The sequence below is a fragment of the Bdellovibrio sp. HCB337 genome (assembly GCF_047302465.1).
Lineage (GTDB): Bacteria > Bdellovibrionota > Bdellovibrionia > Bdellovibrionales > Bdellovibrionaceae > JACMRP01.
This window is the reverse complement of the sequence record NZ_CP178621.1, coordinates 2,329,468-2,353,259: the sequence shown is the minus strand read 5'-3', so window position 1 is coordinate 2,353,259 and position 23,792 is coordinate 2,329,468. Positions and strand designations below refer to the sequence as shown.

Here is a 23,792-nt window from a genome sequence, read left to right as displayed (position 1 = left end):
AATCGCGGCATTAGGAAGCCGCCTATTCATTTCGAGACAGTTTGTAAAGACCTCGAAGCGGAGTGAACACAAGGAATGCGACTTATTTTCAAGCGGACGTGCAACATTATAACGCAGTTATTCGGGATATTCTTGATCGGAATGTTCACGGCATTGCTGTCGTCTTGTAGCGCTGGTGGAGATTTTGTCGAAAGACTTGTGGGTATCAAAGGCGGCCTTGAAGGCGGTATCGGTAATGATGCTCTTGTCTTCACACCAAACCCAATGGATTTTGGAAATGTTCCTGTAGGTGGTTCCCCAGTTTTCGGAACCGTTGAATTAAAGAACAACGCCAAAGTTGCAATCAAACTCAAAAAAATTACGGCACCTGATAGTACAACAATGACCATCGATAGTCAGACGTGCGCAATTGATGGCATCATGGCCGTTGGTGAAACGTGCACGGTGCGTGTTCAGTTCCTTCCAATCGTCGGTGCTTTGATTCAAGATAAAGTGGCCGTGGACTTTGTTCCGTCAATTGACGAGTCTAAAGTTTTCACCAACTCGGTGATCTTAACTGGAAATGGCGTAGCACCATTGAACTTCGCAGGTGCGAATCCGGTTTTGCCTGCAGACGTGTCAACCACGCGAGTGACTGTGCGCTGGCCAACCATTGCCGGAGCTTCGTCTTTCTTGATTTTGAATACAACGTCGGGAACTCCTGTCCAGGTGGGCTCGTCTTCAGGTGCTGCGACTTCATTCACTATCACAGGCTTGAATGCGAATACGGCTTATACATTCCGAGTTCAAGCTTTGAATGTTCTTGGAACTCCTGATGCAAATACCAACGACCAACCTGTGACAACGGATGCTCTTGGAACCTTTGGTGCGTTCCCAGCGCTCGCGGCGAGTGAAGGTAGCAATTCAGTGACTGCGGATATCAGTCCGCTATGCACAGATAGTGAAAGCAATACGCCGCAGATGATGATCATCAATTCGCAATCTGATGCGGATTTGCAGTGTGTGCTTTTAACGGCTCCATATAGAGTTTCTTGTACACCAAACTATAAAGCAGGCCTCAGTAACTGGTCTGGCACTGTTAATGTTGGCTGTCTTTTGAATGATTATCCAGTGGCTTACAATCAGGACCTGACTGTGAATGTCAGCAACACTTATCGTGCACCAACGATTGCAAACATTCTTGGACAAAATCTAAATGGTGGACAGGCCCTATCTGCGGTCCAAGCAAATGGCAGTTCTTTGGATAGCGAAGCGCTGACTTATTCTTGTCAGTATGACCAATTGGTGGATAGCAATGTTGCAAGTGGTGCTGCTGATTGTAATACGCTTGCAAATCTTGGTGGTGGTACTGCGAGCTTTACCGCTGGTGGATTGTTTAACTGGACGCCGCGCTTGGCGGACGGTGGTAAGTCGTTTGAATTTAAAGTGACGGTGACCGGGGCTTCTTCGGGACTTTCGGCCTCGACTTTATTTGTTGTGAATGTCGGTTATCCGCCGCCAAGTCCTGCAAATTCTGTCATTACTGTGGCCTCAGGCACAGTGAATTCTGGAACTGGCGTGACAGTGACGTTGCAAGCTAAAGATAGTGATGGAAATAATATTCCGGTTGGTGGTGCTACAGTCGTGTTCTCGAACTCAGGCGGTACTTCTACTGGAAGTTTCGGCACGGTTACAGATCATGGAAACGGAACTTATACAGCAAGCTTTACGGGCGCTGTTGCAGGAACTGCGACTACGATCGGGGCATCGATTCAAGGTTCTAACGTCACTTCGACGTTGCCGAATGTAACGGTGTTGCCAGGTGTGATTTCTGCGACGACTTCTGTGATTTCAGTTTCATCAAATACGGTGACGTCAGGTTCGGCAGTCACATTGAATCTGCAAGCAAAAGATGCTGCAGGAAACAGTCTGACCAGTGGTGGTGCTTCGGTGGTGTTTAGCCGTCTTGGTGGAACTTCAACCGGAACGATCGGTGCTACAACAGATAATGGAAATGGAACTTACTCTGCAACATTTACTGGTATCCTTGCGGGAACGCCGACCAGTATTAAAGCGACAGTGAATAGCGTTTCTGTAACAACGACATCTCCAAGTGTGCAAGTGACTCCGGGTATTGTCTCTGTTGCGCTTTCGACAGTATCAATCACGGGTAGTCCAACAACACTGGCTGCAGGAAATACTGCTCAAGTGAAACTAACGGCAAGAGATGCCGCTGGAAATGCCATTACAAATGGTGGATTGACTGTTGCGTTCTCGTTTGGCGGCGGCGGGTCCGCAGGTTCTTTCGGTGTTGTGACAGATAATAGTGACGGTACTTACACAGCGATTCTGACTGGAAGCACGTCTGGCTCGGTATCGACAGTGGGGGCGACAATTGGTGGCGTGAATGTGACAAGCACGCTTCCGACTTTGACAGTCGTACCTGGGGGAAGTTCTCCGGCGACTTCGGTGATTACGGTAGGCTCTGCTTCGATTTCTTCAGGAACCACCACGACGCTCACTTTGACCGCAAAAGATGCTTTCGGCAACGCCATTCCTACCGGCGGACAAGTTATCACATTCAGCCGCAGTGGCGGTACTTCGACTGGAACTATCAGTGCGACGACAGATCACAATAACGGAACTTACACAGCGGTTTTCACGGGTGTTGTTGCAGGAACTGCAACGACGATCAGTGCAAGTATTGGTGGCGCGCCAGTTACGACGACACTTCCAACAATTATCGTAAATCCAGGTTCTTTGTCATTGGCTACAAGCTTAATTAGTGTGTCTGCAGGGACTGTTGCTTCTGGTTCCAGTGTGAATGTTGCGTTGCAAGCAAAAGATGCTGCTGGGAACATGATCACTTCGGGTGGATCGACAGTTGTGTTTAATCGTAGTGGTGGAAGCTCAACAGGAAGTTTTGGTCCTGTCACTGATAATGGCAATGGAAGCTACACCGCAAGTTTCACAGGTATATTAGCCGGAACGGCGACAACGATCGGTGCGACTGCAAATGGTTTGAATATTACAAGCACTCTGCCGACGGTGACGGTGACTCCTGGGGTGATCGCAGCTGCGACTTCCACTCTGAGCGTCTCATCTGCAACGGTGGCTTCTGGTGCTAATATCACTCTGACATTGCAGGCAAAAGATGCGGCTGGAAATAGTTTAACAAGCGGTGGTTCTGCCATTGCGTTTAGCCATACGGGCGGAAGTTCTACGGGAACTATCGGTTCAACCACAGATAACGGGAATGGAACTTATACTGCAAGTTTCATAGGTGTTCTTGCTGGAACTGCGACGTCAATCGCTGCGACTGTCGATACCGTTAATGTGACGACGACACTTCCGAGTGTCACAGTTACTCCGGGTGCGGCAAGTCCTGCGACTTCAACGATTGCAGCCTCTAACACAACAGTTTCTTCGGGCTCTTCAGTGACATTAACTGTGCAAGCGCGTGATGCTGCTGGAAATAATATTACAAACGGTGGCGCGACGGTTGTCTTCGGTCACACCGGTGGAACTGCGACGGGCAGTATCAGTTCTACTACGAACGTCGGTAACGGCACATACACTGCAAGCTTCACAGGTATTTTAGCTGGCACGGCCACTAATATCACTGCAAGTATCAATGGTTCGCCAATTACAACAACTCAGCCGACGGTCGCGGTAACTCCAGGCTCTCTGTCTTTGGCAAGCTCTGTGGTTACAGTGGCTGCTTCGACAGTGGCATCAGGATCTAGCGTTCTTGCAACTTTACAAGCAAAAGATGCTGCTGGAAATAATATTACTAGTGGTGGCGCAACAGTCGTGTTCTCTCGTACCGGTGGGACATCCACTGGTACTTTTGGTGCAACGACAGATGTTGGTAATGGTACTTATACTTCAAGCTTTACTGGAACAGTTGCAGGAACGGCAACTTCTATTCGTGCGACGGTGAATGGCTCTGCCGTTACGTCAACCGCGCCGACAGTCACGGTGACTCCGGGACTTATTTCGGCAGCGACTTCTACATTAAGTGTATCTGCAAGTACGGCGGCGTCTGGGTCCAACATCACAGTAACATTAACAGCGAAAGACGCCGCCGGAAATAATTTGACGAGCGGTGGTTCAACGGTGGTGTTCTCTCATTCTGGTGGTACTTCTACTGGAACTCTGAGTGCAACTACAGACAATGGTAATGGCACATACTCTGCGACATTTACGGGAGTCGTTTCGGGTACTGCAACAAGCATCGCGGCTACGATCGGTGGAACTGCTGTTAGTACGACGTTGCCAACTGTGACTGTGACCCCAGGACTTGCAAGTGCTGCGACTTCAACTATTTCAGTATCTGGCGGAGCGGTGGCTTCGGGTTCTTCAGTCACTTTAACTGTACAAGCAAAAGACGCTGCCGGAAATAGCGTGACTGTCGGGGGCTCGAGCGTGGCGTTTAGTCATAGCGGTGGAAGCTCTACGGGGACCATTAGTGCAACCACTGATAATAGCAATGGAACTTATACTGCAAGCTTCACGGGTGTTCTTGCAGGAACTGATACGACCATCAGCGCGACAATTGGCGGATCACCGATCACGACGGCTCATCCAACAGTCGGAGTTGTTCCTGGTCCAGTGTCATTAGCAAATTCATTGATTACAATGGCCTCTTCAACGGTAGCATCAGGTGCGGGAGTTCTTGCGACTCTACAAACAAAAGATGCTGCGGGTAACAGCGTGCCTGTTGGTGGCGCGACGGTCGTGTTCTCTCGTTCTGGTGGAACATCGACGGGAAGCTTCGGTTCAACGACTGACGTTGGTAACGGAACCTATACTGCGAACTTTACCGGTGTCCTTGCTGGAACTGCGACGACCATCAATGCCACAGTTAACGGCGTTAACGTCACGAGTACTCTTCCGACGGTGACGGTGACTCCGGGTGTGATTTCTTCTTCAACATCGGTCTTAAGTGTTTCTTCAGGCACAGTAAACTCTGGAAATAGCATTACATTAAATCTACAAGCGAAGGATGCTGCTGGAAATAATCTAGCAAGTGGTGGATCGACGGTTGTGTTTAGTCACAGCGGTGGAAGTTCTACCGGAACAATTGGTTCTACGACGGACAATGGTAACGGAACCTATTCAGCATCTTTCACAGGTGTTCTTGCGGGAACAGCGACCAGCATTACAGCAACGATCGGTGGATCGAATGTTTCTACGACGTCACCGAGTGTAACTGTAAATCCAGGTGCTGCAAGTCCAGCAACTTCGCTTATTACAGCTTCCAATAGTACCGTTCAATCAGGCTCATCTGTTACTTTAACCTTGCAGGCGAAAGATGCGGCTGGGAATAGCTTGAGCACGGGTGGATCTACGGTTGTGTTTAGTGCTAGTGGCGGAACATCAACGGGAACTGTTGGTTCAACTACAAATGTTGGTAACGGAACATATACAGCTAGCTTCACGGGCGTGTTAGTCGGAACCGCAACAACAATCAGTGCAACGATTGGTGGTTCTCCGGTAACAACGACATTGCCAACGGTATCGGTCACACCGGGCAGTTTGTCATTAGCGGCATCGACAATCACGATGGCCTCTTCGACGGTTGCTTCCGGCTCTGGAGTTCTTGCAACTTTGCAGGCAAAAGATGCGGCTGGTAATAATATTACTTCAGGTGGTGCTACGGTTGTCTTCTCGCGCTCTGGTGGAACTTCAACTGGTACATTCGGTGCAACAACGGATGTCGGTAATGGCACATATACTGCGACCTTTACTGGAGCGATCGCGGGAACGGCGACCTCTGTATTTGCGACGGTCAATGGTTCTTCGGTGACTTCGACGTCACCAACCGTCACGGTGACTCCGGGTTTAATCTCTGTTGCTGCTTCAACTTTAAGTGTTTCTTCTGCCACAGTAAATTCTGGCAGCAATGTGACTTTGACAATGCAAGCGAAAGACGCCGCTGGAAATAATCTAACAAGCGGGGGTTCGACAGTTGTATTTAATTATAGCGGCGGTACCTCGACGGGGACAGTGGGTTCTACGACTGATAATGGAAATGGTACTTACTCGGCAACCTTTACGGGTGTCTTAGCAGGAACTGCAACAAATATTGGTGCTACAATCGGTGGCTCCAATGTTACGACAAGCTTACCGACGGTAACTGTTAATCCAGGAGCTGCAAGTGCAGCGACTTCTTTGATTGCAACTTCTAACTCGACGGTTCAATCAGGTTCGTCTGTCACTCTGACAGTCCAGGCAAAAGATGCTGCGGGGAACAGTTTAACGACTGGTTCAGCGACAGTGGTCTTCACTCATAGTGGTGGAGTTTCAACTGGCACGATTGGCTCTACGACCGACGTTGGTAACGGAACTTATACTGCAAACTTCACGGGTGTGATCGCAGGCAGTGCAACATCAATTGCCGCTACGATCAATGGCTCGCCAATCACGACAACTCAACCGACGGTCGCGGTAACTCCAGGTTCGTTATCTTTGGTTAGTTCTGTGATTACTGTGGCGTCATCAACAGTTGCGTCTGGATCTGCGGTTTTAGCGACCCTACAAGCAAAGGACGCTGCCGGTAATAATATTCCAACTGGTGGATCTACGGTTGTGTTCTCTCGCACGGGTGGAACTTCGACGGGTAACTTTGGTGGAACTACAGACGTTGGTAATGGAACTTATACAGCAAACTTTACGGGTATTCTTGCTGGGACTGCCACTTCTATTCATGCAACAGTAAATGGTTCCGCGGTAACATCAACAGCTCCGACTGTGACTGTCACTGCAGGCCCGATTGCTGTCGGAAGTTCTACGATCACTGTTTCTTCAGCAACTGTGAATTCAGGCAACAATGTGACTCTGACTTTACAGGGTAAAGATGCTGCGGGAAATAATCTGGCTTCAGGCGGCTCGACTGTTGTATTTACTCATAGCGGTGGTACTTCAACAGGATCTATTGGTGCAACGACTGATAATGGAAATGGAACTTATTCTACAAGCTTCACAGGTGTTCTTGCCGGAACAGCGACGACCGTCCAAGCAACTATTGGTGGTGCGGCTGTCACGACGACATTGCCAACCGTGACTGTAAATCCAGGAGCTGCAAGCCCTGCGGTATCTGTAATCACAGCTTCAAACTCGACGGTGTCTTCAGGTTCATCGGTTACTTTAACTGTTCAAGCAAAAGATGCGGCTGGGAATAATTTAGCAATTGGCGGTTCGACGGTCGTCTTCACTCATAGTGGTGGTTCGTCGACTGGTACTATTAGTGCAACGACGGATGTTGGCAATGGAACATATACTGCGACCTTCACAGGTGTTCTTGCTGGGACTGCGACAAATATCGCGGCCTCTATCGGTGGATCACCAATTACAACACCAAAACCAACTGTCAGTGTTGTGCCTGGAGCGATCTCATTAGCTCAGTCTTTGGTGACTATTGATACAAGTCCTTCAAGTGTTGCTTCTGGAAGTTCAGTTACATTACGTTTAGCAACGAAAGACTCTGCCGGTAACAGCATCACTTCAGGCGGTCAAACTGTGACTTTCACCTATGGCAGCGGAACCTCTACAGGAACTGTTGGTGTTGTTTCAGATCTTGGCAATGGTTCTTATACCGCAAGCTTTACAGGTGCGCAGGCTGGAACGGCAGTAACAATCGGTGCAACCGTGGGTGGCGTGAATGTGACGTCATCTCCGCTTCCGACTTTGATGGTTATTCCAGGGCCTCCGTCTTTGGCATCTTCTTTAGTGAGTGTTGCAAGTGCAACGGTGCAAAGTGGATTGACGACGACTGTAACATTGACGACGAAAGATGCGTTTGGCAACAACCTGACGGCGGGTGGCGCAACTGTTGTATTTAATCGTAGCGGGGGCGCTTCAACAGGTACGTTCTCTGCGACGACGGATCAATCTAACGGAACTTACACAGCGGTGTTTACGGGTATCAACTCAGGTACGCCGACAAATATCGGTGCAACCATTGGCGGATCCGCGGTGACTTCAACAGCGCCGACAATCACTGTGATTCCGGGGCCTCCATCTGTGGCGACTTCTTTAGTGAGCGTTTCTGCAGGCACCGTGACTTCTGGAAACTCAGTCACATTGACTTTGAGCACTTACGATGCCGGCGGCAATGCGCTGTCAACTGGCGGCGCGACAGTGGTATTCTCATTCTCGGGCGGAACTAGTACAGGTAATATTAGTGCGACCACTGACAATAACAACGGGACTTATACTGCGACCTTCACAGGTATTGCAGCAGGAACTGCGACTTCAATCCGTGCGACTGTCAATGGTTCATTAGTGGCGACAACTGCTCCAACGGTAACGGTAAATCCTGGCGCAATCTCTGCGGCACATTCTACTTTGGCTGTAAGTTCAGCAACTGTTTCTTCAGGAAGCTCTGTGAATCTTACTCTGACGGCGAAAGATGCTAACAACAACAGTATCCCAACGGGCGGGCAGACGGTGGTCTTTACTCGTACAGGTGGTACTTCGACAGGGACTATTTCGGCAACAACCGATAATGCGAATGGTACTTACACTGCAAGTTTCGCAGGTATCGTTGCTGGTACTGCGACGACTATTCAAGCAACTATCAATGGAACGAGTGTTTCAACTACTCTGCCAACGGTCACTGTTGTTCCAGGGCCTCTGTCTTTGGCAAACTCGACAGTCACGGCTAGCAGTACAACGATTGCTTCTGGAGCATCTTCAACTCTGACTCTTCAAGCAAAAGACATTAATGGCAACAACCTAACTACAGGTGGATCGACAGTTGTATTTGGTACGAGCGGCGGAAGCTCGACTGGTAATATGACGGCGACAAGCGATAATGCCAACGGAACTTATACTGCAACCTTCACAGGGGTTCTTGCTGGGACTGCAACGACGGTGACTGCAACTGCGGGCGGTTCTGCGGTAACTTCAACGATGCCTGCAATCACGGTGAATCCTGGTGCAGTTTCATTGGCTAGCTCGGTCGTTGCTGTATCAAACTCGACAATCGCTTCTGGCTCAACAGTTACTTTAACTTTGACTGCGAAAGATGCAGCTGGAAATCAAATGAGCGCCGGAGGACTGACCGTCGTCTTCTCGCATACTGGCGGTACTTCAACTGGAAATATCGCGGCGACAGTTGATAATAACAACGGAACTTACACTTCAACCTTCAATGCGCTTGTTGCAGGATCTGCGACAACAATTCGTGCAACGATTGGTGGATCCAATGTCAGCTCGACGTCGCCGACGATCACTGTTACTCCTGGACCGGTGTCTTTGGCACAATCAACAGTGGCGGTTTCTCAAGCGACTATCGCTTCAGGGAATACTTCAACAATTACAGTGACTGGTCGGGATGCCAACAACAATATCATTACAGGTGGCGGCCACACGGTAGTAGTCACTCGTACGGGTGGTTCTAGCACCGGTAATATCAGTGCTGTGACTGACAATTCTAATGGCACCTACACGGCGACCTTCACAGGTCTAGTCTCTGGAACTGCAACAACGATCAATGCGACGATCAATGGTTCGGCGGTAAGCTCGACTTTACCGACGATCACAGTAACGCCTGGTGCACTGTCTTTGGCTCAATCAACGGTTGCAGCATCAAGTGCAACGATTGCCTCTGGTGCAACATCGACATTAACATTCACTGCTAAAGATGCGAACGGCAATAACTTAACTGCTGGTGGTTCGACAGTTGTATTCTCTATCAGTGGCGGTAGTTCAACTGGTACTTTCAATGCAACGACGGATAACGGCAATGGGACTTATACAGCGACTTTCACTGGGGTGTTGGCAGGGACCGCGACGACTGTAAATACAACAGTGGGTGGTTCTGCAGTCACGTCAACTGCGCCAACTATCACGGTAATTCCAGGTGCAGTTTCTTTAGCGAACTCGACGATTGCAACGTCGGCTGCGACTTTGGCTTCAGGCACTCAGTCGACTCTGACGTTGGTAGCGAAAGACTCTGCTGGAAATCAAATGACCACAGGCGGTTTGACGGTTGTGTTCTCTCGCTCTGGTGGTACAGGCACAGGCAACATCAGTGCAACAACAGACAATAACAACGGTACTTATACGGCAACGTTTAATGCGATTGCAGCCGGAACTGCAACGACCATCAATGCAACCATTGGTGGTATCTCTGTCACTTCGGGATCTCCGACAATCACAGTTGTGCCTGGGGTAATTTCTCCGGTGACATCTGTAGTGACAGTGTCATCAGGTACAGTTGCATCCGGAGCTTCTGTTGGATTAACGTTGCAAGCAAAAGACGTGAATGGAAATAATCTAACTGCCGGTGGTGAAACTATCGTCTTCTCTCGTTCTGGCGGAACAAGCACTGGAACTGTAACAGCAACTACCGATAATGGGGATGGTACTTATACTTCGAACTTCACTGGTCTTGTGGCGGGAAGTGCTACGACGATCAACGCGACTGTGAATGGCACCGGAGTTTCAACAACCCTTCCGACGGTTACAGTGATTCCTGGTGCAGTCAGTCCTGCAACTTCTGTTATCAGTCTTTCTCAAAGCGCGGTTCAGTCTGGCACAAGCATGACTGTGACTCTGACAGCAAAAGACGCTGGTGGAAACGTACTTACAACAGGTGGCAGAACGGTGACCTTTGGTCTGTCTGGTGGAAGTTCAACGGGGACTTTTGGCTCTGTAACAGACAATGCAAATGGAACATATATAGCTAGCTTTACAGGCGTTGGTGTTGGGACTCCGTCCTTTGTTGGCGGTACGATCGATGGCGTTGCTATCAGCAGCACATTGCCACAGGTTCAAGTCTTAGTGGGTGCGTTCTCGGCTGCAAATTCAGCTCTGTCAGTGACTTCAGCAACTGTGGGTGCTGGTGGAACTACGACTCTAAGACTCGTTGCTCGTGATGTGAATAATAACAATCTCACGACGGGTGGCGGAACGGTTGTGTTTAGTATTTCCGGTGGTACTTCCAACGGTACAATCGGTTCTGTTGTAGACAATAACGATGGTAGCTACTCCGCGACCTTCACTGGTACCACCGTTGGAACGGCCGTGACTTTGGGTGCGACATATAACGGAGTTCCAATTACTTCGACGGCTCCAACAATTACTGTGACTCCGGGCGCGTTGTCTTTGGCCCAGTCTGTTTTAAGCAGTTCGGGTGCAAGCGTCGCTTCGGGTTCGAACGTAACTTTGACCCTGACGGCAAAAGACGCCTATGGCAATAGTATTTTAACAGGTGGCCGTACTGTGGCGTTCTCGTTCAGCGGTGGCACTTCGACTGGAACTATTTCTGCGACAACTGACAATGGGAATGGTACTTATACTGCAAGCTTCACTGGTGCTGTTGCAGGAACAGCGACGACTATCAATGCAACGGTTGATGGATCTGCGGTGACATCCGCGCATCCAACGGTGACAGTGAATCCTGGGGCAATTTCTTTGGCTAGCAGCCTTGTGCAAGTGTCTAGCGGAACTGTTGTTGCTGGAAATAATATCACTGTGACTCTTCAAGCAAAAGATGCGGCAGGAAACAACCTGACTACCGGCGGTCAAACGGTTGTGTTTGCTCGCTCGGGTGGTGTTTCTAGCGGGACATTCGGTTCAGTGACGGATAATAGCAACGGAACTTACACTGCTAGCTTCACAGGTACGACGTCGGGTTCTGCGACGAATATCACAGCGACGATTAACGGATCTGCGGTTACTTCCACCGCTCCGACAGTAATAGTCACCCCAGGCGCTGTTTCGTTAGCTCAATCAACAGTTTCTACTTCATCGGGCACGGTGGCTTCTGGTTCTAATGTGACTCTGACATTGCAGGCGAAAGATGCTTACAGCAATAATATCCTCGCCGGTGGTCTGACTGTTGTATTTGCTCGTTCTGGCGGTACATCCACAGGGACGATTGGATCAACAATTGATAATGGTAATGGCACATACACGGCAACATTCACAGGTGCGGTTGCTGGAACTGCAACCACAATCAACGCGACGATTGGTGGTGCAGCGGTCACATCGACTTCACCAACTGTGACAGTAACGCCGGGAAGTATTTCATTGGCACAATCTACTGTTTCAGTGTCTAGCGGAACTGTGGCGTCTGGTTCAAGTTCGACTTTAACTCTTCAGGCGAAAGATGCTGCTGGAAATAATATTACTAGCGGTAGTGCGACTGTTGTGTTCTCTCGTTCGGGTGGTACTTCTAACGGAACTATTGGTTCAACGACAGATAACGGTGATGGTACTTACTCTGCGATCTTTACTGGAACTGTTGCAGGAACTGCGACTACTATTGGCGCAAGTATCAATGGTTCGGCGGTCACTTCAACATTACCAACAATCACTGTTAATGCAGGTCCTGCTTCATTGTCTCAGTCTTTGGTTAGTGTTTCTGCAGGAACTGTCAATTCTGGTTCTGGTATCACAGTCACTTTGCAAGCAAAGGATGCTTCTGGAAACAATCTGAGTGCAGGTGGATTGACTGTAGCCTTCGGTAAAACAGGCGGGGTTTCTAGCGGAACATTCAGCGCTGTTACTGATAACGGCAACGGGACTTATACGGCGACCTTCACGGGAACGACCGCCGGCAGCGCAACGACAATGACTGCTAGTATCGGTGGATCCGCAGTTACTTCGACCTTGCCGACAGTCACTGTAATTCCAGGTGCATACTCTTTGGCTCTGTCGACGGTGACGTTGTCTGGTTCAACGGTCGCATCGGGCTCGACTGTGACGGCAACTTTGACAGCAAGAGATGCCAATAACAATAATCTCACAAGTGGCGGATTAACGGTTGCGTTCAACCGCGCTGGTGGAACTTCGAATGGTACATTTGGTTCAGTCACTGACAACGGTGATGGAACTTACTCGGTTGTGTTTACTGGTACGACCGCAGGATCTGCGACAAGCATCGGCGCAACCATCGGTGGTGCGGCATTAACTTCAGCATTCCCGACTTTGACAGTTCAGCCAGGTCCGGCTTCGTTAGCACAATCTTTAGTGACTGTTTCAAGCAGCAGCGTAGCTTCAGGCTCTGTGGTGACTCTGACATTAACTGCAAAAGACACTCTTGGAAATATTCTAACTCCGGGTGGTTTGTCTGTAGCCTTTAACCGTTCTGGTGGAACAAGCACTGGATCTATCGGTCCAGTGACAGATAATGGTAATGGGACTTATACAGCAACATTCACTGGTGTTGTTTCTGGATCAGCAACAACTATCGGCGCCACGATCGGTGGATCACCAGTAACATCAACGTTACCAACTGTGACGGTGATTCCGGGTGCAGTTTCATTGGCTCAATCAACTATTACGACCAGTGCTGGTTCTGTTGCTTCGGGCTCTGCAGTCAGCGTCACATTGCAAGCAAAAGACAGTGCGGGTAATAACCTTACAAATGGCGGCTTAGTTGTAGTATTTGGTCGTAGCGGTGGAAGCAGTACAGGATCATTCGGTTCAGTCACTGACAACAATAATGGTACTTATACTGCGAACTTCACAGGCAACGTCGCGGGAACTGCAACTACGATGACTGGTACAATCGGTGGCAGTGCGGTGACTTCAACATTGCCTCAAGTAACGGTGACCCCGGGGCCTGTGTCTTTGGCAGTCTCTGCAATCAGCGTTTCTTCGTCAATTATTTCTTCAGGTTCAACATCAACGATTTCACTTCAGGCAAAAGATGCCGCTGGAAATAATATTCTTTTAGGCGGTTTGAGTGTGGCGTTTACATACTCTGGTGGTACATCGACTGGAACTATTGGCAGCGTCGTTGATAACTCTAATGGTACGTACTCTGCGGTCTTTACAGGCGTCGGTTCGGGCAGTGCGACAACTATCAGTTCAACTATCGGTGGTTCGGCGGTCACTTCGACTTTGCCGACCGTTACAGTGAATCCGGGATCATCGACGTCTGCAAACTCCTTGATTACATTAAGTGCAAATACATTGTCTGCGGGTGGAACAGCAACAATCACATTGCAGGCAAAAGATGCGTCTAACAATAATATCACAACAGGTGGCGCAACTGTCAGCTTCTCGATCACTGGTGGTACAAGCAGCGGTACGATCTCAGCAGTTACTGATAATAGCAACGGAACATATACTGCCACGTTTACAGCTACAACAGCGGGAACTATTTCTACTGTCGGTGCAGTCATTGATGGATCTAGTGTATCCTCAACACTTCCAACAATGAAAGTAAATCCTGGAAGTATCTCGGTTGCTCAGTCACTGGTAACTGTGTCGAGTAGCTCTGTTGTGGCAGGAAATGTGGTCTTAGTAACTTTGCAAGCAAAAGATGCTTACAGCAATCTTATCACGACGGGTGGTCAAACGATTGTCTTTGCGCGAAGTGGTGGCACGTCGAATGGTATTTTTAGTTCTGTGACTGACAACACGAACGGAACATACTCTGCAAACTTCCAAGGCACGACAGCAGGTTCTGCAACAACGATTACTGCCACAATCGGTGGTGTCGCGGTAACTTCTACGTTGCCAACTGTGGCGGTATCAGCTTCGACTCTGTCATTGGCTCAGTCTAGCATTTCACTTTCGTCAGGCACTGTCGGAGCTGGTAATACGATCACGGCAACACTGACTGCGAGAGATGCATACAATAACCCTATTGCTACGGGCGGGGAGACTGTGACCTTCTTCCGCAGTGGTGGTACTTCTAACGGAACATTTGGCTCAGTGACTGATAATAGCAATGGTACGTATACAGTCGTATTTACGGGAACAGCATCTGGTACTGCGACTTCTATCGGAGGAAATGTCGGTGGTTCACCGATAACTAGCGCGCTTCCGACTTTGACCGTCACTCCTGGCGCTGTTTCAATCGCGCAATCGACAGTCAGCGTTGGTTCTAGTACTTTGGGATCTGGCACTTCAAGTTCGTTAACATTGCAGGCAAAAGACACTTACGGAAATAACATCACAAGCGGTGGATTGACCGTCGTCTTCGGCCGCTCTGGCGGTACTTCAAACGGAACCTTCGGTTCTGTCACTGATAATGGCAACGGGACTTACTCGGGCACATTCACAGGAACTGCGGCTGGTTCTGCAACAACGATCACTGCGACGATTGGTGGATCTGCGGTTTCATCAACGTTACCGACGATCACAGTCATTCCTGGCGCAGTGTCTTTGGCACAGTCTACGGTTGTTATTGTGGGTAGCCCATCGACAGTGACATCAGGCAGTTCAGTCAATGTCAGATTAACTGCTCGTGATACATACGGAAATCAACTGACGAGTGGTGGGTTAACTGTTGTGTTCTCTCGTGTGGGCGGAACATCAACCGGTTCATTCAGCGCAGTTTCTGACAATAATGATGGTACTTACACAGCGGACTTCACGGGTGCTGCAGCTGGAACTCCTACGACAATTCAAGCAACGGTGGGTGGTTCTGCTTTGACGTCTTCATTCCCTACAATATCTGTTGTTGCGGGGGCTCCATCTCTTGCTAATTCAACAGTGACTGTGTCTTCAGGACTAATCGCATCAGGTTCGTCTTCGACCGTGACTTTGACAGCAAGAGATTCTTTCGGCAATCAACAGTCATTGGGTGGATTGACAGTTACGTTCAATGCTTCTGGAGGTAGTTCGACAGGAACATTCTCTTCAGTTGTAGACTTTAACAATGGTACTTACAGCGCGACTTTCACTGGTGTTCTTGCGGGAACGGCCACAAGCATCATTGGTCGTATTTCCGGCGTGGACCTTCTTTCTGCGGCACCAACTATTCAAGTGGGTCCTGGATCGATGTCGCCAGCAACTTCATATATCACTTTAACTGCTAATAGTGTTGCAGCAGGTTCGACGATCACTGCGACTCTGCATGGTCGCGACGCTGCTGGAAATGATATCGCAGCAGGTGGACATAGTATTAGCTTCAATAAATCGGGTGGAACAAGCACGGGTAATTTCTCTGCAGTCACAGATTTCGGAGATGGCGACTACGCCGTGAATTTCCAAGGTGTCGTGGCTGGTACAGCGACTGCCATCACAGCCACGATCAATACAGTTCCTTTAACGACAACATTGCCTGTTGTTACGGTTACGCCAGGAGCTCTGTCATTGGCTCAATCGACAGTGACGGTTTCAAGCGCGGTCTTTGGGTCAGGTACGACTTCTACGGTGACAGTAACTACGAAGGATCAATATAATAACCTGATTACGTCTGCTCAAACAGTGGCTGTTAATGCAACCGGTGGAACAAGCACTGGTACGATGAGCTCAGTCACCAATAATACAGATGGTACATATACTGCGACCTTCACCGGAACTCTTTCAGGGACCTCGAAAACTGTTGGAGCAACAATCAACGGTAGTGCAGTGACGTCAACTATGCCGACATTGACCGTTATTCCAGGAGCACCAAGTTTAGCAACTTCATATATTTCAATCACGGGTGCTTCTTCAGTATCAGGTGACAACTATAAGATCGTTCAAGGAAATGCAGTGACTATCACGTTGAATACCAAGGATGCTGCGGGCAATACTGTAGTTGTTGGTGGTCGCACGGTGGGTTTCAGTCTTTCAGGGGGCACAAGTAATGGTACTATGGGAACTGTTGCGGATAACTCAAACGGAACTTATAGTGCAACATTCACTAGTACAACGGGCGGTACTCCTTCTTCAGTCAGTGCAAGTATCGACGGTGCACCGATTTCATTCACGCCACTTCCGACTGTGGAGGTATTGCCTTTACCAGTCTTGACTGGGTTTACAAATCACTTGTTTGATTCTGTCACTCCAACGCCAGTCTTAGTGGGAAGTACACTGACGTTCAATGTGAACGATGCTGTTGTAGGCGGTGATGCCAACATGACTTACACTTGCGTCTTTGATAAGACTCTTGATAATGCTGTTGCTGGTGGTACGAACTGTACAAGCTTGCCACCAGGCGCGACTTTCAATACGTCTACTGGTGCATTCAGCTGGAGTCCGGACTACACAGCATGGGGCGCGTATGAGATCAAGCTTACAGGGACAAATTTAGCGGGATCTTCGACGGCTTATGTGCATGTGAACATCCAGCAACCTTACCCAACAACGGGTCTTAAAGTTGATCTGCAAGGGGACTTTGCAGACTATTATACGAAATTTGGCAGAAATAGTCCTGCGACATCCACATGGTACAATTTGAACTTGTTAAGTCCATTGCTCAATGCGGGTCTATCTGGCTTCGGTTGGACGACAAGCTCTGGTTGGGCTGGTTCAGGTTTAAAAACAGACCCTTATCGTTTGATGTTCGATGGCAATAATACTTATGCCGATTTAAACACTCAGCTGAGCAGCAGTGATGTCATGGTCAGCATGTGGGTTAAACCATCGTTGCCGACTGCGATTGATACAAGCACAGGAAACGCCAACCTTTCTCCGGTCTTGTTCTCGAGTGGCGGCCTGACAGGAAATGGTATTGCTATTATTCAATCTCCGGCTGAAGGTGATCCATCAAGTGGCGGTTCTGGAAAAATCGAGTTGGCTGTTGGTGGTCGTATGAGTTGGAATGCAGCAATGCCTATCTTGCCATGGGGCCGTTATCGATTGAATGAAGCGTCTCCGTCAGGCGGCGCAGTCGATAGCAAGTACGGCACGGCAAACAACTTGAATAATACAACTAGCGCTCCGTTTGTGACAACGACAGGTGCCTTCAACAGTATTGGTGATACTGACGCTGCGATGAACTTGCCTGCGGCAAGCTCTGGTCCAAGCGGAACGGCTCGTTGGTTGTATTCAAACACTAGTATTAATACGGCTCAGACACGTTCGGAGTTTGCTTGGGAGTTCTGGTTCAAAACGAATAGTGCGACTCCGAAGCTGGGTGGTATGGTTGGAGCATCTAACAGTACTACGGGAGCGCCAAACAACTGTAATACTCGTAATAACTTCAACGTCTTTATGGATACAGCTGGTAAAGTTCGCTTCCGTGTTTACGATGGTGGTTCGGATCGCACGATTATTTCTAGCAGCAGCTACGCGGATACGAATTGGCATCACGTTGTTGCGACGATGAACTCTAGTACCGGTACGAAGTTGTACATTGATGGAACCCTGGTGGGTAGCAATGCAGTTGGTGTTCCGTGGGTTCTTAATACGACGGCTCTTTATCCTAAGGTGGGCGGTCACGAGGTTAGAAATAGCGGTAACACAGATTGTGCTTGGACAGGAGCAACGGCTGGTAATAACTTCGCAGCCTTCGATGGATCTCTGGACGAAGTTCACGCCTACTCTGGAACGGGCGCAGAGCTAACAGCGGCTCAAGTAGCAGCTCGTGCAAACCCTGTCTTCTGTCGCTCGACGACGGTCTTGAATTCGACCACTTGGTATAACATTGCAGTAGCATATCGTAGTTCAAACCGTACAGCTTCGCTCTATATCAATGGCTCTCCAGAGTGTAATGCGAAGGTTTTCCCATCAGGGGTGTCTGCAGTGCCAAGCCAGAACACGACAATCGGTGCAAGCCCATATGCAGGCAGCTACACACGTCAGTGGACGGGTGGCTTGTCTGACTTCAAGTTGTATGACAACGTCGGTGCAGATCTAAGCGCTCAAGATACAAAAGCGCAAAGCATCTACGATGCAGCATCACCTAGACATCCGTAGAGTGCTCCAAAAACATTAGTTATTTTTCTTTGATGAGCTCGATCTCACCATCGTCTAGATTGTAAATTTTTTTTGATATTGCTCTTATATCTCAATTTGTAACTACCGATCTTTCTGTATGATGAGATCACTTTACTTTATTTTATTTATTGGTTTATTGGCCCACAGTACGGCTTATGCATTTCTAGAAGAGGTCGTTGCCGTGCGTCTTCGTGCGAATGAAAACGGCCAAGTCGTTAATTTGCGTGAACAAACAAGCACAGATATCAAAAGTGACGTTGATTTAGAACTTCGAGTGACAGCACCTTCGTTGGTAAAACTCGACGGACGCATTCCTGTATTATTAGTCCCAGTTCAGGTGGGAAGCAGCGAAGTGAAATTGAATCCTCCGACATTTAAAGAGGCCGCTGGCGAAACTGCACAGAAAGAAATAAGTTTGGTGGTTTCTGAAGTGGTTCTTGTTATTCAGAATGTTCAAAAAGACATCCAAAAGAAAAACTACGATCAAGCCTTAGCTAAGATCGATGAAGTTCAAAAGAAATATCAGAACGTGGCGTTTTTGGACTTTGTTCGCGGAAGTGTTTTGTTTTTGCAAGGTAAAAAGAATCTTGCACGTAAATCCGTGAAAAAAGCTTTGGAAGTACATCCAAATTATCAAGAGGCCAAAGACTTCTTAAAAACTCTGGGCGAGCCAAGTGGAGGCGACGTTGAATAATTTATTTTTTGGCTTTATCGCAATCGCGACAGTGTTGATTGCCTCTCTTGAGGGAAAAGCACAAAACTACGTGCAGGCTCACTCGGTAATCATTGTTATCGGGGGAACTGTTGCGATCTTGGTGTTCTCGGTTCCTGGTCCTGTGTTAAAGTCTTTATGGAAGAACCTTGTTGATCTCACAAAGACCGACGAGACCGTGGACCTTTATCGCAATGATATTCTGAAAATCTCTCAGTCTCGCGAAGATAAATTGCGTGCGACCCATAAGCTTATTGCTTACGCTCAGGACTTGTGGCGCCAAGGTGTGGATCACGATCTTTTCATTGTTCTATTGTCACAGAAAAGAAGAGAGCTTGAAGCTAAAACATCGGATGCGGTTCAAGCCCTGAAAAACCTTTCGAAGTATCCACCAACTCTGGGGATGACGGGTACGGTAATGGGTATGATCAGCTTGTTCGCGACTTTGGATGCCAACAAGAGCACGGTCGGTCAGGCGCTCTCGACAGCAATGACAGCAACCTTCTTGGGTCTGGTTCTAGCCAATCTTTTGATTTCGCCACTGGCGGATCGTTTGCACGTTAAGCAAGTCAATCAGCAACGTATGCTTGAAAATATGTACGAGCTGTTGTTGTTAATCAATCAGGGCGAGCCTACGGCCTTAATTAAAGAGGAGCTGAATGAGCGAGCCGCGTAAGACCCGTAAGAAAATCCGCGTTGATCGCTATGATCACGGAAATTCCCATGTGCACGATGACGCGCACTCGTGGGCGGTTTCCTATGCGGATTTCTTGATGGTTCTTTTGTCGTTCTTCATCATCTTCTTCTCGGTAGACGGCAATCAACGTGCCGATGTAATTGATCGTATTGCAATGTCGGCAACCGCTGGAAAAGGCGGCTCAAACGCTCTTGGCAAACAAAAGACAAATTTGCAAGGCCCAAGACTTCCAGCAGGTATTGCAGATGTTGCAACTGGGGTCGATGGATTCTTCGTAGAAAGAGCCGATCATTCGCAAAAACTATATATTTACTTTGATGACAATATCTACAATCCAGGTGAAATCGATCTTCCGGCTGCTCAAGTAGTAAGGCTTCGCGGAATTCTTTCAAAGCTCGAGCCTTACATTAAAGACGTAAATATCACTTTCGTGGGGCACACCGACAGTACCAGAGTTCAAAGAGTTAAAAGCAAATATTTAGATAACAACTTTGATCTTTCAAGTATTCGCGCAACAAAGGCCCTTCAACAGGCCGTGAAATCAGGTTTTGATCCAGCAAAAATGTTCGCCAAGGGAGTTGCCGAACATTCCAAAGGAACAAGGACTTTGTCCTTGGTGATTACTCCCGGTGAGGAGGAAAGATGAAGAGCTTAGTGGCTTTTATTATCTTTTCGATAGCAGCAGCGGCTTGGGGATCTTCAGCAGATTCCCTCAACACAGTGGTGGACCTCGAGGCAAAAATCACACAAAAGGTGAAGGCCATCCTTCAACCGGTGGATCCAGACGCCATCATCGTTACAAAGGTTGAAGTCAAAAGGACCACGACCGACATTCTTGGAACGCAACTGACTGCGGTCGGAATTTTTGCGACAGGCGATTTACAAAAAATCGAGGATACGGACATTGACTCTATCAACGTGACCGTGATTACGAAAATCGAGAAAATACCTGCAGAGATTTCTAAGTATGTAGAAACGGCAGTTATTGGAGTCTCTAAAAAAGGCCGTGTTCAATTTACTCGGATGGACGCGACAACTGTCGACGTCATTATGAAGCGTCAAGAAAGTCAAAAACTTCACACAGAAGGATTCCAGCGTCTTGTCTACCTTGTGGACCAGATGTACAAAAAAGCGGGCAGCGCTTTATTGGGTCTTTTGATTGGTTTTGCCCTCGTTGAGCTGGCGAAAGCTCTCATGGGTGGCTTCTTTCAGAGTAAATCTTCAACAAAGCTCGGAAATAAAATTGCGGCGATCAAAGTAGGGTCTTCTTCAGAAGAGGCTTCTCGTCCAATGGTTGTCCAGCAATCCAATGCAGGTGGTCCGGCGGGTGCCTCACGTGGTGGCGAAGTCACAGTCACTGGCGGTGCTGACAAAAATCCTCTGGAGCTTATGTCTGCAGAATCACTGCGTGCATTGTTCTCGGACGCCTATTGGTGTGAGAAAGATCACTATGCTGCTTGGGCATGGTCTCAGCTTTCACCATCAAAGAAAATTGAACTTTTGGAATCTTGGAATACTTTTGAATCGTATGCGGTCTATTTGGCTCGCGTTGAGCCAAATGAGGATCGCTTCCATTTGGATCCATCGTATTTGCGCCCACAATCTTGCCATCAAGTTTCCAATCAAGACTTGTTAAAAGTTTTAAAGACAAACAAGGCCATTTGGTTGTCGTTCTCGCAGATGCGACGACAATCCATGCCTTTGACCTTGCAAGAGCGTGTAGAGTTCGCAAAAATGCCGCCAATCGAAGCTCCAGGAACTTTAGGTCCAAAACTTTGGGGTTCTATGACTTCGCCACTACGTAGGCTTCCGGTACAGTTGGGTATTAGTACTCTGACTGACCAGGACGAAATGCTTTTGATGACGAATCCAGAAATGATCACAGGAGCTATGCGCCGTCAGGTGCCGACTCTTGTGTGGGTGGCATTGTTGCCAAAAGCCGATCGTGAAAAACTTCTTCAAAAAGTTTCTGCTCAAAACCTTGCCGAAGTTTGGCTGGGCCCAGCACAGACTCTTCAACTGTTACTAGAAGTTTTGCCTGAAAAGAAAAGAGAACTATTAAAGGATTACGCGAAGAAGGTTACTCCATCCAGGGATCTTCCCTTGGTAGCAACCCTTGCAAATTCTGCTTTGGACGTTTTTGAAAAAGCCGCGGCACCTAAAATTCCAGATATGAACGAGAAAAAGGCGGCTTAAGCTTATGAAAAAGATATTAGTGATACTATGCTTTTTAAGTTCTTATGCCTCTGCCGAAACCTCACTTCTGGGGGCGGGTGACTTGCGTCTGTCATATTCACGCGAGTTAAGACGTGCTCATTTCACGATTGGTAGTGAATTTGTGAATCTATCGAGCGATACGGCGTCAGTTCTAGGTGCAGGACCGCGTGCGGGATTTGAGTATGGGTTGAGCGATCGCTGGTCGATGGGAACCAACGTGGCCTTTGCATTTCAAGCAACGGGCAAACAAGGCGCCTTTTTCTATTCAAGCGTGAATGGAACTTTCCGCTATGCCCTTAGAGGTTCTGCAATGAAATTTACAAGTATCGTCGCTAAAAAAGACGGCGAAAGTGTCTATGTATCAAAGCCATTCACGCAAAGACGAATGACGGCATTGATTGGAATGGATCAATTGTTTTTAAATGGTGCGACAAGTATTTACCCAGCTGTTGGTGCAACAGTCGGGGCTAGCTATGGATTTGGGCTTTTGGATAGAGAGGCGGAGTTGGAAGTCCGCTATTCAGCGCTCACCGCGAATGACAATCCGATTTCTATGATTGCATTCAGCGCAAATATCAATTTAGATTTTTAATAAGGGAAGAGGATTTTCATGAAAAAAACACTGATGTTAGTATCCATCTTGGGTCTCGTGGCATGTACGAAAAACAATAGCAACGATCGCAGCCAAGATCTTGTAAAGCCTTTGGGTGATGATCAAGTGATTCTTGAATACAAAGGTGGCAAGATCACAGCCAAAGATGTGAAAGATGAAATGAAGCCTCAGTTCGAAAGAGCTCGTGAACAAATCCTTAATTCTTATGTGAAAGCTGCTGAAGACATTTTGGCTCAGAGAGTAGCGGATCGTTTGAAAACAGAAACGACGACAGTTACTGAGACTGAGCTTGAAAACTATATGAGAGCCAACAAAATTCCAAAAACAGACTCTGAAAAAATCAGAACATTTTTGGTGGCTGAAAAAGCTCGTATTCAAAAGCAAATCGATAAAATGCAGGTCTTTAAAGAGCTAGATGTTAAAAATAAACTGGGTGCTGCAAGATACGACGTCAAAGCGACTTCGGATATGCCAACACAAGGTCCGACAACAGCTACTGTGACGATCCAAGTTTTCTGTGATTTTGGCAACCCAATCTGCAATCGTTCGCGTTTAACAATGGGTGAAATTAAAAACGAATTCGGCGACAAAGTTCGCTGGGTCTATCGCCATTTCCCAGTAGCATCTAATCCTCTTGGTGAGGAATCTTCGTTGGTTGCGATCTGCGCTCAACAGCAAGATCGTTTTTGGGCAGTCTACGATCGTTTCTTCGATCAACAAGCGGGCATGACGAAGGAAAACCTGACGAAGGTTGCTGTGTCTGCCGGCGTAGACGAAAGCAAACTCAATGACTGTTTGCAATCTCAAGAGCCTAAAAACTTCTTAGCGAAAGAGATCAAAGACGCCGAAGCATTGGGTCTGACTCAAACTCCGGCTTATTTCGTAAATGGAACTAAGGTCAACGACATCGATACATTAAAGAGCACTGTAACCACATTGGTTACGCAGTAGCC

The 23,792-nt window shown here is 48.1% G+C and carries 7 protein-coding genes; all 7 read left to right on the top strand.

Translation table 11 applies throughout. The features are described 5' to 3' along the window. The first annotated feature begins 141 nt into the window (after nt 1-141). The 7 genes from ACLWBB_RS11325 (at nt 142) to ACLWBB_RS11295 (ending at nt 23,790) form a co-directional block, all read left to right on the top strand. Nucleotides 142-18,579 carry an invasin domain 3-containing protein gene (locus ACLWBB_RS11325; RefSeq protein ID WP_413287623.1) on the top strand — a complete coding sequence of 6,146 codons (18,438 nt, stop codon included), beginning with the start codon at nt 142-144 and terminating at the stop codon, nt 18,577-18,579. A 118-nt stretch (nt 18,580-18,697) separates the two neighbouring features. Continuing rightward, entirely contained in the window at nt 18,698-19,294 is a 597-nt protein-coding gene (locus ACLWBB_RS11320; RefSeq protein WP_413287622.1) for a hypothetical protein, read from the top strand. Further along, complete coding sequence (locus ACLWBB_RS11315) at nt 19,287-19,988, top strand: MotA/TolQ/ExbB proton channel family protein (RefSeq protein WP_413287621.1); 702 nt, start codon at nt 19,287-19,289, stop codon at nt 19,986-19,988. Before ACLWBB_RS11320 ends, ACLWBB_RS11315 begins: the two co-directional genes overlap by 8 nt. Then, entirely contained in the window at nt 19,972-20,655 is a 684-nt protein-coding gene (locus tag ACLWBB_RS11310) for a flagellar motor protein MotB (RefSeq protein ID WP_413287620.1), read from the top strand. The genes ACLWBB_RS11315 and ACLWBB_RS11310 overlap by 17 nt, the downstream gene beginning before the upstream one ends. Continuing rightward, nucleotides 20,652-22,205: a hypothetical protein gene (locus ACLWBB_RS11305; RefSeq protein WP_413287619.1), complete on the top strand. Its 1,554-nt coding sequence runs from the start codon at nt 20,652-20,654 to the stop codon at nt 22,203-22,205. Before ACLWBB_RS11310 ends, ACLWBB_RS11305 begins: the two co-directional genes overlap by 4 nt. 4 nt (nt 22,206-22,209) lie before the next feature. Continuing rightward, nucleotides 22,210-22,818 carry a hypothetical protein gene (locus ACLWBB_RS11300; protein WP_413287618.1) on the top strand — a complete coding sequence of 203 codons (609 nt, stop codon included), beginning with the start codon at nt 22,210-22,212 and terminating at the stop codon, nt 22,816-22,818. 18 nt (nt 22,819-22,836) lie between these two features. Further along, nucleotides 22,837-23,790, top strand: coding sequence for a DsbA family protein (locus ACLWBB_RS11295; RefSeq protein WP_413287617.1), 954 nt, complete (start codon nt 22,837-22,839; stop codon nt 23,788-23,790). Nucleotides 23,791-23,792: the final 2 nt, after the last annotated feature.